General features: G+C 49.3%; 17 protein-coding genes. 2 read left to right on the top strand and 15 right to left on the bottom strand.

The genetic code is table 11. From position 1 onward, the window contains the following. Positions 1-12 precede the first annotated feature (12 nt). The 13 genes from AC0YOA_RS14990 to AC0YOA_RS15050 are packed head-to-tail and all read right to left on the bottom strand — an operon-like array spanning position 13 to position 10,156. Complete coding sequence (locus AC0YOA_RS14990) at positions 13-1,464, bottom strand: phage tail sheath family protein (RefSeq protein ID WP_475787264.1); 1,452 nt, start codon at positions 1,462-1,464, stop codon at positions 13-15. A 4-nt stretch (positions 1,465-1,468) separates the two neighbouring features. Beyond that, on the bottom strand, positions 1,469-1,735 hold the full coding sequence (locus AC0YOA_RS14995) for a hypothetical protein (protein WP_475787265.1): 267 nt from the start codon (positions 1,733-1,735) through the stop codon (positions 1,469-1,471). Then, positions 1,732-2,160, bottom strand: a complete 429-nt coding sequence (locus AC0YOA_RS15000; protein WP_475787266.1) for a hypothetical protein — start codon at positions 2,158-2,160, stop codon at positions 1,732-1,734. The genes AC0YOA_RS14995 and AC0YOA_RS15000 overlap by 4 nt, the downstream gene beginning before the upstream one ends. Next, on the bottom strand, positions 2,157-2,756 hold the full coding sequence (locus AC0YOA_RS15005) for a phage tail protein (protein ID WP_475787267.1): 600 nt from the start codon (positions 2,754-2,756) through the stop codon (positions 2,157-2,159). The genes AC0YOA_RS15000 and AC0YOA_RS15005 overlap by 4 nt, the downstream gene beginning before the upstream one ends. Next, positions 2,753-3,082, bottom strand: coding sequence for a hypothetical protein (locus AC0YOA_RS15010; protein WP_475787268.1), 330 nt, complete (start codon positions 3,080-3,082; stop codon positions 2,753-2,755). The genes AC0YOA_RS15005 and AC0YOA_RS15010 overlap by 4 nt, the downstream gene beginning before the upstream one ends. Next, complete coding sequence (locus AC0YOA_RS15015; protein ID WP_475787269.1) at positions 3,079-3,381, bottom strand: hypothetical protein; 303 nt, start codon at positions 3,379-3,381, stop codon at positions 3,079-3,081. Before AC0YOA_RS15015 ends, AC0YOA_RS15010 begins: the two co-directional genes overlap by 4 nt. A gap of 14 nt (positions 3,382-3,395) precedes the next feature. Continuing rightward, positions 3,396-4,439 carry a major capsid protein gene (locus AC0YOA_RS15020; protein ID WP_475787270.1) on the bottom strand — a complete coding sequence of 348 codons (1,044 nt, stop codon included), beginning with the start codon at positions 4,437-4,439 and terminating at the stop codon, positions 3,396-3,398. A 12-nt stretch (positions 4,440-4,451) separates the two neighbouring features. Next, on the bottom strand, positions 4,452-4,802 hold the full coding sequence (locus tag AC0YOA_RS15025; RefSeq protein WP_475787271.1) for a hypothetical protein: 351 nt from the start codon (positions 4,800-4,802) through the stop codon (positions 4,452-4,454). Further along, a complete protein-coding gene (locus AC0YOA_RS15030) occupies positions 4,799-5,899 on the bottom strand; it encodes a head maturation protease, ClpP-related (protein WP_475787272.1) in 1,101 nt (366 codons plus the stop codon). Before AC0YOA_RS15030 ends, AC0YOA_RS15025 begins: the two co-directional genes overlap by 4 nt. A gap of 4 nt (positions 5,900-5,903) precedes the next feature. Beyond that, positions 5,904-7,499: a phage portal protein gene (locus tag AC0YOA_RS15035; RefSeq protein WP_475787273.1), complete on the bottom strand. Its 1,596-nt coding sequence runs from the start codon at positions 7,497-7,499 to the stop codon at positions 5,904-5,906. A 44-nt stretch (positions 7,500-7,543) separates the two neighbouring features. Then, positions 7,544-7,783, bottom strand: a complete 240-nt coding sequence (locus AC0YOA_RS15040) for a DUF6148 family protein (RefSeq protein WP_475787274.1) — start codon at positions 7,781-7,783, stop codon at positions 7,544-7,546. Between the two features lie 23 nt (positions 7,784-7,806). After that, entirely contained in the window at positions 7,807-9,645 is a 1,839-nt protein-coding gene (locus AC0YOA_RS15045; RefSeq protein ID WP_475787275.1) for a phage terminase large subunit family protein, read from the bottom strand. Beyond that, positions 9,623-10,156, bottom strand: a complete 534-nt coding sequence (locus AC0YOA_RS15050) for a hypothetical protein (RefSeq protein ID WP_475787276.1) — start codon at positions 10,154-10,156, stop codon at positions 9,623-9,625. Before AC0YOA_RS15050 ends, AC0YOA_RS15045 begins: the two co-directional genes overlap by 23 nt. Before the next feature lie 267 nt (positions 10,157-10,423). On the opposite strand from AC0YOA_RS15050, the gene AC0YOA_RS15055 reads away from it, so the two are divergent. Together AC0YOA_RS15055 and AC0YOA_RS15060 are read left to right on the top strand one after the other, a co-directional pair. Beyond that, positions 10,424-10,876, top strand: a complete 453-nt coding sequence (locus tag AC0YOA_RS15055) for a hypothetical protein (RefSeq protein WP_475787277.1) — start codon at positions 10,424-10,426, stop codon at positions 10,874-10,876. Between the two features lie 1,133 nt (positions 10,877-12,009). Continuing rightward, entirely contained in the window at positions 12,010-12,741 is a 732-nt protein-coding gene (locus AC0YOA_RS15060) for a hypothetical protein (RefSeq protein ID WP_475787278.1), read from the top strand. Here the strand turns inward: AC0YOA_RS15060 and AC0YOA_RS15065 are convergent, their stop codons facing one another. Further along, entirely contained in the window at positions 12,742-13,908 is a 1,167-nt protein-coding gene (locus AC0YOA_RS15065) for an SGNH/GDSL hydrolase family protein (protein WP_475787279.1), read from the bottom strand. After that, positions 13,905-14,516, bottom strand: coding sequence for a hypothetical protein (locus AC0YOA_RS15070; RefSeq protein WP_475787280.1), 612 nt, complete (start codon positions 14,514-14,516; stop codon positions 13,905-13,907). Before AC0YOA_RS15070 ends, AC0YOA_RS15065 begins: the two co-directional genes overlap by 4 nt. Positions 14,517-14,544: the final 28 nt, after the last annotated feature.

Genomic DNA, 14,544 nt, shown 5'->3' on the forward strand with positions numbered 1-14,544 from the left:
ATTATCGCCTCCTTAAGATGTGAGTGATCCCAGATAAGTGGGGTCATACTCAATCAAGAAATCAAATTCCTGTGCTGGTCCTGGTGGCGTGACAAACAGGTGGAATGTAAGTTTGCCGTTCATCAGGTCTTCTTGTGGATTCTCAGCAGCAAGGAACTCCACGCGCCCGCCAACAAGGGCACCGCTCGCCTGCAAGCCGTTGATCCAAATATTAGTGTCGTCCGTAACTGTCTCAATCAGCTTTCTATTAAGAGGATCGTCGACATTTTTCCAGTACCGCAGCACGATCTGATTCATCATCCAGTTAAACATGCGCCGAATCGGAATAAACGCATTGACCGGGTCGGTGTCCGCAGGAAACGCCCCTGTCCGGTTCCCAAATGACCGCCAGTCACCAATGAAGTTCAGCGCCGTCAGGATGCCTTGTGCATTCAGATAGGACGCTTGATCGGGTCCGAGGAACAGATCAGCTCCGCTCCTTTGCATGGCGCTGTCGGCTTGCATGAGCTTGTTGGATGGGGAAACATACGGTATTCCGCCGTTTTCTGCATCCGTCCGGCAGATGATGGCTGCCAAATGCGTTGAATAGTGGTACGTCTTGCCGGCGTATTTAATAAAGGGATAGCCCGGAATCTGATTGGCTGCCGTATAATGATTGGCTGCCTTCCAAGCAACGGCATCCGCGTATTGGTCAATGGCTTCAACGTCCAGATCCACCAGAACGTCAGCTTCAAAATGCCCGTTGATCTTATTGCCCTTGGCTGACATCACCGCAGCAACAACCGGGTCCTGTGAGTAGCCAGGCACCAGTATAAGGTTCGGAACAAGGCCAAGCCGAGGAAATATTTGATTGATGAGCTCAAGGCCAGTTGCAGCGCCTGTTTGCGAGTCAGCACCGCCGATGATTTCGGCTGCTGTGACGGCTGCAGGATCAAGCTTGTCATACCCAACCTTAAGCGTTATGGCATTTGTAGGGATCGCGCCGCCTGATTTAGCGGTGATGACCATCTTCCCGGCCGCATTATAGCCGGTTGTATAATCCGTATCGAGGTCATAGGTCGTCGCGCCGTCGGAAGATTTAACAATAATCCCCGTTGACAGCACGCCTTCCACATTTACCACTGCCACGCCAGATGATACAGGCAAATCGGTAGGGGAGACCGTCGTTTTGTGGGCTGCAGGGTCCAGGACGTTAATAAATACCGCAGGGGCCTGGCCGTAGAGCTTGAAAAATGCATCCATCGACTCGCAAAGCGTAAAGCTGGCCCAGTTATCGCTATAGCCGAATGCTGCGACTACCTCTTCAAAGGTATTGCAAAGGACCGGCACATTCACCGGGGCAACGGCTCGCGTGGATAAGTTAACCGGTGCTGTCCCGAAAATGACGGGAATGGTCGGCTGTTCAGGCGCCGAAGATCGTACCGATGTGGGCACCTGTGTTACAAATACGCCATGTTGTTCCACTTGATCAGACTCCTTTCGTTTTCAGCCGCTCGTAAACGGCGTTTTCTGGCGTTCCTCTGGTTTTGATCGCCTTTTGTGTTTCGACAAGCTTCGCAACCGGGACAATCAAACTGTGCAAGTCAGGCGAGGCTTCAAACAGATCGGCAAGATGAGCAGGCAACCGGTCTTTGAAAATCTTGTTCTGAGCCAGCCTGCCTTGCTGGAGCGATGGGCCCAAATAAATGAGCTGCACCGCTGGTTCTTCGCTGACTTTCGCCTTTTTGGCGCTCAATACGTGACCTCCTCTTGGATCGCCGGCACGGTCCAGATTGTTTTTGCCATTCCCTCCCAATACGGGAGAGGCTGATCCGTGAAAAACTCCCATTCATAAGGAGTCTCAATCCGGTACTTACGGTCGACAATGCGCTGCCGGAGGAGTGCGATACGGACCCTTTCCATCAGGTTGAGGACGGTCAGCCCGCCCTCGTCCGACTTATCAAGAACGCCGAACACCATGGTTACGGTTATTTGTGCCTCGTCATCCTGCTTGCCCTGGGAAGGATGAAGGATGATGTAAGGTATTTGAGTTTCACCGACATTCTCTTTGCGCTTGTCCGGCACCTTCAGCAGATGTACAGCCGGAACAGTTGTGACATCGCCGGCAAGCAGCTGCTCCAGATACGACTTGATGGCTTGAAGTAAAAGTGTTGTTGTCATGGAGCCCCCAGCATTCGGTTTATTTCATGATCCAAGCGAGTAATCATACGCTCCTTCGCTTGTTCCTCGATGTGAGCCACAACCTGCGGTTCATTGAGCATGACGGGTACCGCCGGGCCGCGAAGAAGTTCGATCGGCATTTCTGGACGATCGCCTACCGTATTCGGCACGCGGCGGCGACCGCTCTGACCGGTCGGGTACGTCCGTTTCCAAACACCGACCTCCCCGCTGCTGCGGCGAGTGAGGAAGGCTGTTTTAATCCTGCCTCCTCCCGCCTTCAGCACGGCCACTGTCACCGGCTTCTGGCGCTTCTTCGCCGCTGGCGGGTTTTTCGGCGTGATCTTAAACTTAGTAAGCTGCAGGTTACGCCCCTTGGCTTTGATTAGCACCTCACCATTCCCGGCATTGGAATAAAGAATGCTCATGGCATCCTTCACCTCTGACAATTTGATGTTGTACTTCTGCCGGACGATCCGGGTCGCCTCGGTAATCACGCCATCCCCTACCCGGTTCAGGGCTTTTGAAGCAGTCGGTTTCATGTCGTCCGCCAATTTACGGACGGCTTTCAAGGCCCCGGGCAAGCCTTCAACCCTCATTCGGCATTCGCCTCCAGGTGAATCGCGTACATGCCGAATTCATCTGACATCGACGTAACCCGGTAATCCCGGCCATCGAGCGACATGGTCTGCCCCTCTTCTGGCCGGCATCCCAAGATTTGAGGATCGGCATACACCGTTTTCCGCAACACAAAAATACCCTCCGCGTACTGCAGGGGGCTGTCATTGCTCGTATTTTCTGTGATGACGATCCACATGTCCGTGCCATCAAAGTTATGCCAGGTGGCAAACTCGTCAGGGTTTAAAAAGGTATTGGAAACTTCGGCGGCTACGAAGTCTTTAAAGTTCGGCAGGGGCAAGCTCATTCCGCACCGCCGTTCTCCTGCAGCCAAGTTTCATACTGTTTCAAACGTTCTGGAGCATTCGGTGCCGGGTCAATGCCTACCGCCTGAAGGATCTCCTTTTGTCTGTCCGCTTTGATTAACGTAAATTCCCCGGCTGTGAGTGAAGTTAGAGAGGCGGGCTGCCCCTCATGCACTTCTACCCACGTTGCCAAACCAGAACGCACCAGCTTTTCTTCTTCTTCAGCGTCCAGGGAAACAATAACCCCCGGAGCTTGTATGCCCTCGGGGGTCTGGATCGGCCACGTTGAAATGATGGACATGTTTGCTCCCTCCTCTACAGGACTTTCGCCACAAACCAGCCGTCGACATTGCGCGGCACAGGCAACGGACGGGAATGCATTTCAAGCCACCGCTGCGCCGGACTCTTTTGTGCCCACGAATAGGGTACGCGCTCCTCTTCGATCGTTACGAATTGATCATCGTCACCCATTACCGTGATGGCGCCGTAGTAAAAACGGAACGGTGGATCAGTGGGGAAATAACCAACGTGGCCACTTGGGACCATCGGTTTGAGAATGGAATGACCATCTGCATCCAGATCGTTTTCATCCTCGTACCATTCGTTGTAGGCCCAGATCTCCACACCAGGATAGTTGAGGTAACCGATGTAGGAGGCACCACCTGCGGCTGGACGCGGATTGACACTACCAAGTGTGAATCCTTTATTGTCGAGCAACTTCTGGATGGACGCGTTATTAATAAAAGCCGGAACCACATCAGGCGACATCACCATGATCCCTACACTTTCCCCCGACTCTCTCCCGACATCCGAATTCCAAGTGACCATGTTTTCGATCGGTTTGCCCACTGTCCACAAATCGCTGCCGGTCAAAATGACTTTATTTGTGAGCCCATAATCAAGGACCTGATTGACCCCTTCACCGATCTGCGTCACCCTCCCCGTAAACATCAATTCAGCCAGCGCAATTTCTTCCTTGCGGATGATCAGATTTTCGAGCTCAACCATATCCTCTGCAAGGATCTCTTCGGCTCGTTCTTGGGGCGTTCGTTGGGAGTATGGATTTTCGCCAAATGACCGAGCATTAATGTCAATAGCTGTGATCGGACGCGCTGGCTTAATAAGCGCTGGCTTAAATTCCTTCGTTTCCCTTGCATCACGGGAAACGACTTTACCCGGAAGCAAATCAGATACATACGGAGCTGCACGGCGTTTACCCTTCATGTATTCAATTTCTACCGATTCCGTTGGGAACGTTTTTCCCTTTACCGAGAATCTGTCCCGCAGGAAAGTGCGCGGGGGGAACATCTGACGTTGCGTTTCAAGTAAGGTCTTCAAAGCATAATTATTATCAGGCATGGTTATCCTCCTCTAGTTAACTACCGTTTTTACAATGAGTCCGACTTTTCGCAGCTTTTCGACATGATCATGGACGGTTAACGTGCCATTAATAATCAGTGCGGCCAGATTAAACTCGCCGCCCAAATAGACGGAAGCTCTTTGGGTGGTCGTGACTGTTACAACTTGATCGGCCAAAACCCCATAAGGGATATCACCTTCACCACCAGCATAGGGCTTAACCGTATCGGTTCCCGCATCATCTGTGCTTACATACTGCACGATCTGTCCACGAAGAAAGGTACCAGATCCTTGCAAAATAACACCTTTGGCAGGAAAGGATGTACTCATACCCGCAATCAAGTTGTCATAAGGGATGCTCATTGCTTGTCAACTCCTCGCATTTTATTGGCAATGGCTGCAATTCTGCCTGCCTTTTCCTTTGTTTTTTGATCTTCACTGGCTTTGGCATTGTTGTTCTTTTCGTCAAGAGGAGCTTCGGCTGCTGGCACTTCATGCGCACCGCTTGCCTTCGAATCTGTCATACGGTTCTGACCCTCGACCGATACCCGATCGGCGGATGCTTTCACAATCTCCATGGCAGCCTCTTCTGCTGTCTTCCCTTCCTGGATGGCCTTTGCAACAATTTCTCCGGCACCAGGCGCACCAGCCAGAGCGTTCAACGCATTGATTCGAGAACGCTCCCTTTGCGCTCCCTCGTTAACGATCTGCTCATATAGATCCGGATGTTGATTCTTCAATTCTTCCAAATTCATTGTGGTCGGTTCCTCCTTTGTTCCGGCGGTCGCCGGTTCGTTTATATTGGTTGGTGGTGCTTCAGGCATAGGGTCATTCCCGGGCTTTAAGAAATTCTTCATTTCGCTGCGCATTTTGTTGGTAATAGCCTGCGGAATCAGTTGTGTGCTTCCGAAATTAGCTGCAAACTTGAGGCTGTTCGTGGTATCGAACATGATTTCATCGGCAAGCTTCATTTCCACGGCTTCTTGTGCAGTGAAGAACGTTTCCTTGCCCATTAAATCAAGCAGTTTTTCTTCACCCATTCCGGTTTTAAGTCGGTACGCATTTGAGATGGACTGGTCCGTTTTCTTCAGCATTTCGGCACTTTTCGCATGATCCCGATGGTCTCCGGATGATAGGCTGGAGGAATTATGAATCATCATCTGAGCTGTAGGCGAAATACGAATAACATTCCCGGCCATCGCGATTACGGACGCCGCGCTCGCTGCCATCCCAACAATATTAACGATGACCTGCCCACGGTATGCCATGAGCTTGCTGTAAATTTCGGAGCCCTGATCCACATAACCGCCTGGAGAATTGATTTCGACCTCCACGCTTTGACCCGCAGCTGTATCCAATTGTTTGGACACCATCGAAGGTGTCGTGTAATCCATACCAAACCAGTCATAAATCCAAGCATCGTCATTCGAGATAATGACGCCTTTGATATCAATCTTCATCCTCTTACTCACCTCCTTCCTCGTCATCGTCATCGTCATCGTCGTCACTGTCATCGTCATCTTCGAGAACCTTTGAGGGTTTCTTCGTGGCCGTTATGGGTATTGCAGCAAGCCCGTATTCTTCAAGAATGCTTTGTTCATACGCAATCTGCCGGACATTACTTTCGTACTCCGTTCCCGTCAGTTCAGCAGCTTCTCTTTGCGTTGTACTGAACTTGTTCGCCACCCGAATCACTGCCGCGTTCGCTTCTTTAACCGGATCGAGTTGTCCCTGTGACGGGCCGTGCCATTCGGCTGAAGTGTAGGCTTTAAAGATAGCCGGATCATCGAACAGTCCCGGGGCATCGATACGCCCTTTAATTACGGCATGAGCAAACCATTCTTCATAGATGGGCTGACAAAAGTCGGACGCCATCCATGCCCGCCGCATCCGGAACATCTTCCAGGCTTCCAGCAAGGCCGCTCTACTGGCCGAATAGGAAGAGGTAAAGTGTTTCAGCAGTAATTCATAGGGCACCTCCAATGACGCCCCCACCTGCCGGAGAATGGCTGTGACGAATGGGTCGAAGCCGCTGTTAGGTCGCCCGGGATTCGCAATATTCGCTTTCTCCCCAGGTTCGAGAAACTGAACCGCTCCGTTACCTAATTTCAATTCATCACTCGCAGGTGGCGATGGATACTGTGGGTCTTCCTGAGACGTTTCAATGCTAAACCCATCCGGGTTATCGGCATTGGGTGTCTCGATGAAGACCGTAAACATCCCGCTGATCACGGCAGCCATCAATTCTGCATCGGTGTATCGTTCGAGTTGCTTCAAGCATTCAATGACCGGCGCTAAACTAGGAACGCCTCGTCGCTGCTCGGGTCGTTCTGCCTCCATAAGATGAAGAACATTCCGCCGTCCGCTGAGAGCACCGAATTTTTCGACGCGTGTCCACTTCATCGGGGCTAAGCCAACCGTATTAGGATGCCGATTCGAAAACCAATAGGCACTCACCATCCCATCATCATCCACTTCCACACCGCTGATGATTTTTTTGGGGATGGGTTCAGGAACAGCCTTCGGATCGCTACACCTATCCGCTTCAACGAGCCGAATACGCAGATCGTAGATCGCATGTTTTCGCGGGAGCAGCGGCAAAAGGGAGAACACATCGCCAGACATCATCCATGACAAGAATGCCAACTGCTGCAGTTCATAAAAGTTGTTCATGCCGGAGGCGTCACAGTCCTCAGAACCTGCCCAAAGAGCAAATTCGCGCTCAATTTGCCGCCTCAAATTCTTGGCTTGAGTGTCCGACAGGTGTAAAAAATCGGCATCGAATGACGGTTTTAGCCGCAATCCTGTGCCGATTATGTTCGTTCGTTTGGTTTTTAAAGCTCCATTCGCCAGCGCCCCACCCATAAATAGATCACGAGCACGCGGCCGGAGAAGGTCAAGATTAGCATGGATGTCCTTATCAGCATCTTTGGGTAGTGGATTCCAAGATTTCAGGGACTTTTTCTGCCTGCTGGCCCCGTGGTCGCCATAGCCTTGATTCATTATTTTTTGAACAGTCTGTTGCCTGACAATTTCAGTCCGGGCTTGCTCTCTTTTCATGGCATATCTCGGAGCCAATGCTGAAACAAATCGTTCGAGGCGGCTCATAAATCAGTCGGAACATACCTGCGGACCCGGCTTCTCGCCTTCTGGCCGGCTGCTGTCCTGTTACAGTCTGCCACCTGCCTCTGCCAGTAAGCAATCTGCTTCATGACATCAGTCAAATCGACCCGCGTAAGAGACCGTGTACCAATCGAATAAGACTGTCCAGTTGTAAGAGCAAGCTCTGCAGCGAGCCAAGAGTTAAGGTGTCGTTGTGCAACCTCAAGTGTGTACAATGGCATTTCCTTTCTCACCTCCTCTCAGGTTAAACACTGCTGTCCGTTCCACGGCGCCGAGTAGCCTTAGGGGCAGCTGCCTTCTGCGCCCCTTCCCCGACAGCCTTCGGTAGCATCTCATCTAAATTGGGATTCAATAGTTCCAATAAGGCGAGTTGATAGACATGCAAATCGAACGGTTCATTGCGCTTGCGTATAGGTTGCCAAATCTGATACGTGACTCCCATTCGTTTCTTCTTTACCAGCGTTTCCGCAGTTAGACCAAGGAAAAAATCTTCAGTGTACCCTCGGTTGTCGTGCCCCGGTTGATTCGCAGGGAAGTGACAATAACCCGGACCGTACCTCTTACGATTGAGGTCAAGGGTCGCTCGATATTTCCCTTCATCAACGCCGATCCGAATAATCGTCGCCTTGTAACGGTTATTCGTGGTGTAACCGTTGTACAGCGGAACGTAGCCGCCGAATTCTTTTCCTTCCCCTTTTATTGCATAAATCCGGCGACCAAGGCGCGGCGCACAGAACTTATACACGCTTCCGGTGTAATGACCACCCGAATCAATAAAGGCAGCCGTAATGCTGAAGGAACGCCCATAAGAGTCAGTCCACTTCCGCTTTAGGAATTCGTCCAGGTCAGCCCATATTTTAGATTGGGATAAATCGCCATGGATAACATGGAAGCGAATGCCCCAGCTTTCCCGACCCGCTCCCCAACCTTTCACCTCGATCTCAAAACGATTGTCCTGAGTATCGACGGTTGCCAGCAGGATCTTAACTCCATCCGGCACGTCCGCCTCGTAGACTTCACCGCGCTGCATCAGCTCGTTTTCGTCCAGCTTTTCTCCGGTCGTGCGCCAAGTTTCGCCCATGACTGTATTGGTCCACACTTGAAGCATTTCCGGATCGTCCTTCGCCTTTAAAAAACCCGTGACGATTTTCTTCCAAGTTACCCACGGGCTCACGAGCTGACTGAGGTGAAACCCCCTTCTGCTCGGATGCTTCTGCTGAGCAACCCATTGCCCGTTTCCACTCTTCCAGTCTTTTTCGGAATGGATCGATCCACATGCTTTACACACCGCTTCTACGTTCTCCACCTCGTTGGTGATCTCGTCCCGCGTGAATTTCAGGCAACTGAAATCAAGTGCCCGCAGTTCCTCACACGAAGGACACGGCAAACACCATCGTTCCTGTGTGCTGTCCTGATATAGCTTGTTGATACGGGACGTTTCTTCAAGCAGCGGCGTCGAGACAAAGATGTGTTTGCGGTTGTGGAAGGTTGTGGTCCGCTTTGTAACCAGGTCTACCGGATCGCCCTCCTTACCGGCTGATACGGGGAAACGGTCCACTTCATCTGCAAGAACCACCCTGGCTGGACGAGAAGACAATGCAGCTGGCGAGTTAGCGCCGACCAGCGCCACATAGCCGCCAAGGAAGCTTTTCTTCGCGATGGTGTTAGCCGCGCTTCTGCCCTTGGCTGCCGCGAACACCTTTTTAAGCCGGGGGCTCGCGGTAATCATAGGCGTGATCCGCTCTTGGCTTGCCGCCTTAATCAAGCCCTTGTCCGGAAGCATATAAATGATTGGGCCGGGCTCCTGATCTGCAAAGTAACCTACTGTATTCAGCAGCATTTCCGTCTTTGCTACCTGAGCTGACGCCATAATTGCGATTTCCTCCGTGAGAGGTTCGTTTACCGCGTCCATTATCTCTTTCATGTAGGGCACGCGCTCGGTGCGCCATGGCCCCGGCTCCGCCGATGCTTCAGGTGAAAGGATGCGATGTTGATCTGCCCACTCAGACACACTTAACGGGGGACGCGGCTCCCATAGTCGTGCAATCTCCTTGAATAGGTCAGCCGTCTTCTTCGGTATCATCCTCTTCACCTGCCTCCCGTCCAAACTGAGACGGGTTATAACCGGTCAAGCTCGACAGGGCTGCGCTGATTTCCTTGTTCAGCACCTTCTCGACCACCGTAGACGGTTCTCCATCCAACTGCAGGCTGACTCTTGATGGTATGGCGAGCAGTTTGGTCTTCGCGGTGACGATCATATCGCTCATCAGGACCTGAACATCCTCTGAAGAATGGAGATTCCCCTGCATTTCTGCCAATTCCAGAGCCGCTTTTTCCGTTTTTATGCGCTCATGCTCGGTCTTATGATCCGTAAAAGTCGGCTTGCCGTCGTCTTTTGCCCCTCCGGATACGTGCAAAATGTATGCCTGAACAGCATCTGCAAGGATATATTTGCCCTTTCCGACCTGAAATAGGACACGGTCCCGGGTCAATTGGCGAATCCATTGCGGTGTTTTGCCCACGATTGCGGCTAATTCGGACGTTGACACTTCTGATTTTTTCTTCGGCCCAGGCTTCACTCTCGGTTTCGCCAATATAACCCACCTCACTTTCGCTTTAATGACCGAATAGGTGATAACCAAAACTTATCGCTTTATTCGAAGCGGAAAATAAAAAAGCCTTCTATATGGGTCTCCCCAAACAGAAAGCGAAAGTAATTTTTTAAAATAAAAACTAAACGGATTTCGGGCTCACGCGCACCCGCATTTCTTCCAAGTCCCAGAAGGACCCTTTTAGTTTAATTACAACGTTCGACAGTCATTTTAACCACCCTACCCTATAATATCAATGAGGTGATGGATATGAAGAAGAGATGGTTAGAAGAAGAGGACTATTACGATTACACAAATGATCCAAGTTACGATATTGAATCGCTATGCTTAATTAAAACAAAGGATATTATCGGCCTCTCTAGACCTTATGAAACGATATGTGATGATGATAGTATGAAGAACTTGAAAAGAAGAGTTGCTCATCATGGATGGAATGATCCTTTCCCTAGTGGTTTACATTTAGTCAGACTACCTGAAGGAAAATATGTCGTATGCTACGGTGGCAATCATAGAGCTATCTTAGCTGATCAACTTGCAATAACTGAAATAAAGGCTTCTGTTACAATAATTGTTCCTCACCAGTCTATGTCTGAGGATTGTAGATCTATTTATTCATTAGCAACTGATGAGGTTAAAAAGAAAATACTCAATGATGAAATAAATCGTCTCAAATGGTGGCCAGATGTAATGCTTGTTGAGTAATCAGCCCTCTAACAAAAAAAGCCACCAGCTATGGAGTGGCCACCTTACTTATCAGTCTTACTCAGTTGTTCCTGAATTTTTTTATACGTGCGTATTGTGATTCGTACACTTAATGTAAATAAAGCAGCGTCGACAATATTTGTTATCAAAGTCTTGGTCATTAACTCAGCCTCGCTGTATAGTTTTTATCCTATGCATATTCTTCATCATCTCCGTTTCAAATATTCGTTGGACAATAAAATAGATACCCGCTATGGAGTGGCCAGATAATTAATCCGTCAAAACGATTTAAATAGAAGGTGGTGGTGGCTCAGGACGGTCACATGATCTGATATTCACGGTCGTCTTTTCACTCTGCGTCTGCCTCTGCATTTGGGTTTGCCATTGTAATTGTTCTTGATGCAGAGCCGAAATCTGAGCTTGTAATTGAACTGTCGTCTGCAGTTGAGCCTGCGACTGATCCAGGATCTGTGATTGCACTTGTGATTGAAATTGTAGTTGAGCTTGTGCTTGAGCTTGCAATTGGGATTGTACTTGCGCTTGGAATTGCAATTGAGCTTGTAATTGGGCCTGCAATTGGTCTTGCAATTGCTTGATCGATGTACAATTCCTTACGATTTTGTGTGGTGACCTTTTTTTGCAATTTTTTATAGTTGGCATTTAGTAAAGATCACTCCATTTCATAAGTGAATGAGTTACTACCCATCAGCATATGAAAGAAGTCAAATATCGGACGAGACGAATGGCGTGGTATATTCGCACATTTTGAATTAATAGGCTTCATACAAAAGACCACCCGTTGTGGAGTGGCCTCTATTATACGGTATTAAGTTACACAGCCGGTGTGTTAAAACCCACCCCATACAGCAGCGGATAAACCGCGCACGTAACGCTACGCTCGTGCATTAAGATCCTTGTACTTAGTTACTAGAGAGGAAGAAGAGATAAAAGCATTATACAAATCCGAGCAAGTGACGTAAAGCGCCGTGATCGGCTGATTTGCTTAAGGTAACAGGCGCATACTCACGAACACGCATTCCCACTTGCCCAAACGCTTTTTTTTGCATTAAAAATGACACATATATTCCCAACTGCTATGATGATTCTAAAATTACTGATTTTGGAGGAGTATTATGATACTTGAAGAATCCTATATTTTGTTGCATGACACTCGTAATTTGCTAGAAGAGACAACTGAAATTTATCAAGAATCACTTAATAACCAAGATGCAACAGATCCTTATTTACTAGTGAATATATACAAAATCTTGAATGGTTCTAGATCTGCTCTTGAATATACTGCTTTTCATATCTTCTCTAGTTTTTGTGTCAAAAATATAAAACCCCGAGATTTAGCTAATATCGAAAGGAAAGTTTCATTCCCTTGTAGCAATAATAAAGAAACTTTTGATAAATTTATAAATAACGTCTTTATAGGTCTCAGAGCTGAGCACATAGATATTGTCTCATTGATAGAGAAACAGCAGCCCTATATCGATAAAACTCAATGGCTAAGACATTTAACTGTCTTATCCAATATTAATAAGCATAGGAAATTCACACCACAAACATATATTGAGAACACATTAGTTCAAATGGAAAGTGTGAATGGAACAAATATAGTGATATTTAATTCACCTAGATTTGACGCAATAAATGTAGACGGTGAAACTATAGTTTTTGATCCTGTCAACAAAAACCCTATGAATCCTGAGAAACTAAAGAATTCTAATGTTGTTCGATGGAACGATTTCAAATTCGATAGTATTGATAAGTCAGTAATGCAGACATTGGTTGATATCTATGATAAATCGCTTCAGACTATTAACGAAATTGAAGACCATTTATCTTCAATATTGGAGTAATTATGCAGCAAGTATTCTCCTGACATCTCTCAGGGCTGTGCCGCCCAAGAAATTGAAGATCGCTCTACCCCTTAACATGCTGCCCAAATCATTCGGGTGAATCGTATCCATCATTAAGGACGCTGCGACAGCTTGGGCATAACTGCCTAAAGCTAAACGTTCATCGAAAACCATGGCCCTGAATTCAGGAGCGATAACATCCCGAAGTCTCAGACGATAGGATTGCAGGGCTGCGTTCTTCGCGCTGTCGCTTGTATCATTCGGCAGCAGCAGCAAAATGGCCGCGCTTGGATTGGCATCTCGCGCCCACCCTAATACCGTCCTGGCGTCCGCTTCGTACTGCTCTGCCGATCCGCCCGGCGCGTCATTCATGCCCGCATTGAAAATCAGCAAATGACATCCGGACTGCCGCAGGAATGCCGTATAGGCAGCGCCATCCAATTGTGCGACTTGTCGCAGCTTCGTGCTCGGCTGCGCGGTGCGGTGAATAACGCATCCCGTCGTGCCCAGCCTCAGATCAGCTCCAATGAGATGAACATTCCCATTTATACCACTGGCCCGGACCAAGTTGTTTTTCTGTGCAGGCCAGCCGGTCCGGGTCACGAATCCGAGTTCTTTTGTGGCATTGGCCGTGTTAATCGCGATATTATTTGCGGCTGAGTTGCCATCACGCCAGTTAAACGTTCCACCGTCTGGCTTTTTCAAATAATAGGCCGTTGCGGAGTCAAATAACGCCTGCGGTGCCGCCAAGTCCATAGAGCCATTTACAGCAGCGGTGTACCTTAAGAAATACAACGACGGATTAAAAATACAATCGGGCGTAGCTATCGGATCAAACCCCGCGTTTGTCTGCTGGCTGCCGCCGCCGACGATGCCAAAAGATAGCCCATCCTCGACCGTCATGGAATTGTTAAAGGCCACATACCCAATGCCTCCATTACCCAGCGTGTCCTGCATCAGGGGGCGGAATGTCTTTATGTAGGTCCTGGAAGCCGTGAGAGAGTCCAAGATACATTGAACAATTAATTGCGTGTTATTACGTTGGGATTCCGCGACATTGTCAAGAAACAATCTCCCTGCCGGATCCCGGTACATTTCCCTGACGCGAGCAGCTGCAAGGTTATCAGCCACCATGCCAAGAGCCACCTCACCATAATCCAATGTCATGATGTGACCACCTTCCCCTTAACCGTCACATTTCCGCCAGTGACAGCCGTAATGGAAGCCCGGAACGTCCAGCCTACGGGCACACTCACTCGCCAGCCTTCCGGAACGGTATCAGTCCCTCCGGTTGTCCCTGTATCTTTTTTGCCCAAATCAGATACGCTCAACGCCGCATGAGAAATGAACGCTGCAGAACCAGGCGGCGCAATCTCAAACTTGATTGACCGGCTTGTACTGGTACCGGTCACCACAAGGGTAATAACGGAATCTTTGGTTGCGGTATACGACTTTCCGGCGCCCGCGGCGGTTGTCCCATCCTGCAGCGTGACATCGATTGGGACCGTGGTCGGTGTGTTCGGATCCGGCTGGTCAGCTCCCGGCGTAGGAGGGGCGCCTTTCAATCTCGTGAAGGCGGCATATTCCGGTGTTCCTGCTTTCTTAATCGCCGCCAGTGCCGCGGCTGCTTTTTCCAGTGGGACAAGGAGCAGTTTAATATCTGCCGATGCATCCACAATCGGCTGCAGGCTTGCGGGCAATCCTGTCGCATAAACCGCATTTTGATTCAATCCTTGCACCGTTGGCCCTACATAAATCTGAGCTGCCATCATCATTCCTCCTTCGTTTGGTTGCAATAAAAAA

It is taken from the genome of Paenibacillus sp. JT22N12 (assembly GCF_056269365.1).

Bases quoted from the DNA above. Each gene is read 5' to 3' on its own strand.
- AC0YOA_RS15005 (WP_475787267.1), bottom strand. From the start codon at position 2,756: ATGAGGGTTGAAGGCTTGCCCGGGGCCTTGAAAGCCGTCCGTAAATTG.
- AC0YOA_RS15040 (WP_475787274.1), bottom strand. From the start codon at position 7,783: ATGCCATTGTACACACTTGAGGTTGCACAACGACACCTTAACTCTTGG.
- AC0YOA_RS15070 (WP_475787280.1), bottom strand. From the start codon at position 14,516: ATGATGATGGCAGCTCAGATTTATGTAGGGCCAACGGTGCAAGGATTG.
- AC0YOA_RS15060 (WP_475787278.1), top strand. From the start codon at position 12,010: ATGATACTTGAAGAATCCTATATTTTGTTGCATGACACTCGTAATTTG.
- AC0YOA_RS15010 (WP_475787268.1), bottom strand. From the start codon at position 3,082: ATGAGCTTGCCCCTGCCGAACTTTAAAGACTTCGTAGCCGCCGAAGTT.
- AC0YOA_RS15045 (WP_475787275.1), bottom strand. From the start codon at position 9,645: ATGATACCGAAGAAGACGGCTGACCTATTCAAGGAGATTGCACGACTA.
- AC0YOA_RS15015 (WP_475787269.1), bottom strand. From the start codon at position 3,381: ATGTCCATCATTTCAACGTGGCCGATCCAGACCCCCGAGGGCATACAA.
- AC0YOA_RS15020 (WP_475787270.1), bottom strand. From the start codon at position 4,439: ATGCCTGATAATAATTATGCTTTGAAGACCTTACTTGAAACGCAACGT.
- AC0YOA_RS15065 (WP_475787279.1), bottom strand. From the start codon at position 13,908: ATGACATTGGATTATGGTGAGGTGGCTCTTGGCATGGTGGCTGATAAC.
- AC0YOA_RS15025 (WP_475787271.1), bottom strand. From the start codon at position 4,802: ATGAGCATCCCTTATGACAACTTGATTGCGGGTATGAGTACATCCTTT.
- AC0YOA_RS15000 (WP_475787266.1), bottom strand. From the start codon at position 2,160: ATGACAACAACACTTTTACTTCAAGCCATCAAGTCGTATCTGGAGCAG.
- AC0YOA_RS15030 (WP_475787272.1), bottom strand. From the start codon at position 5,899: ATGAAGATTGATATCAAAGGCGTCATTATCTCGAATGACGATGCTTGG.
- AC0YOA_RS15035 (WP_475787273.1), bottom strand. From the start codon at position 7,499: ATGAAAAGAGAGCAAGCCCGGACTGAAATTGTCAGGCAACAGACTGTT.
- AC0YOA_RS15055 (WP_475787277.1), top strand. From the start codon at position 10,424: ATGAAGAAGAGATGGTTAGAAGAAGAGGACTATTACGATTACACAAAT.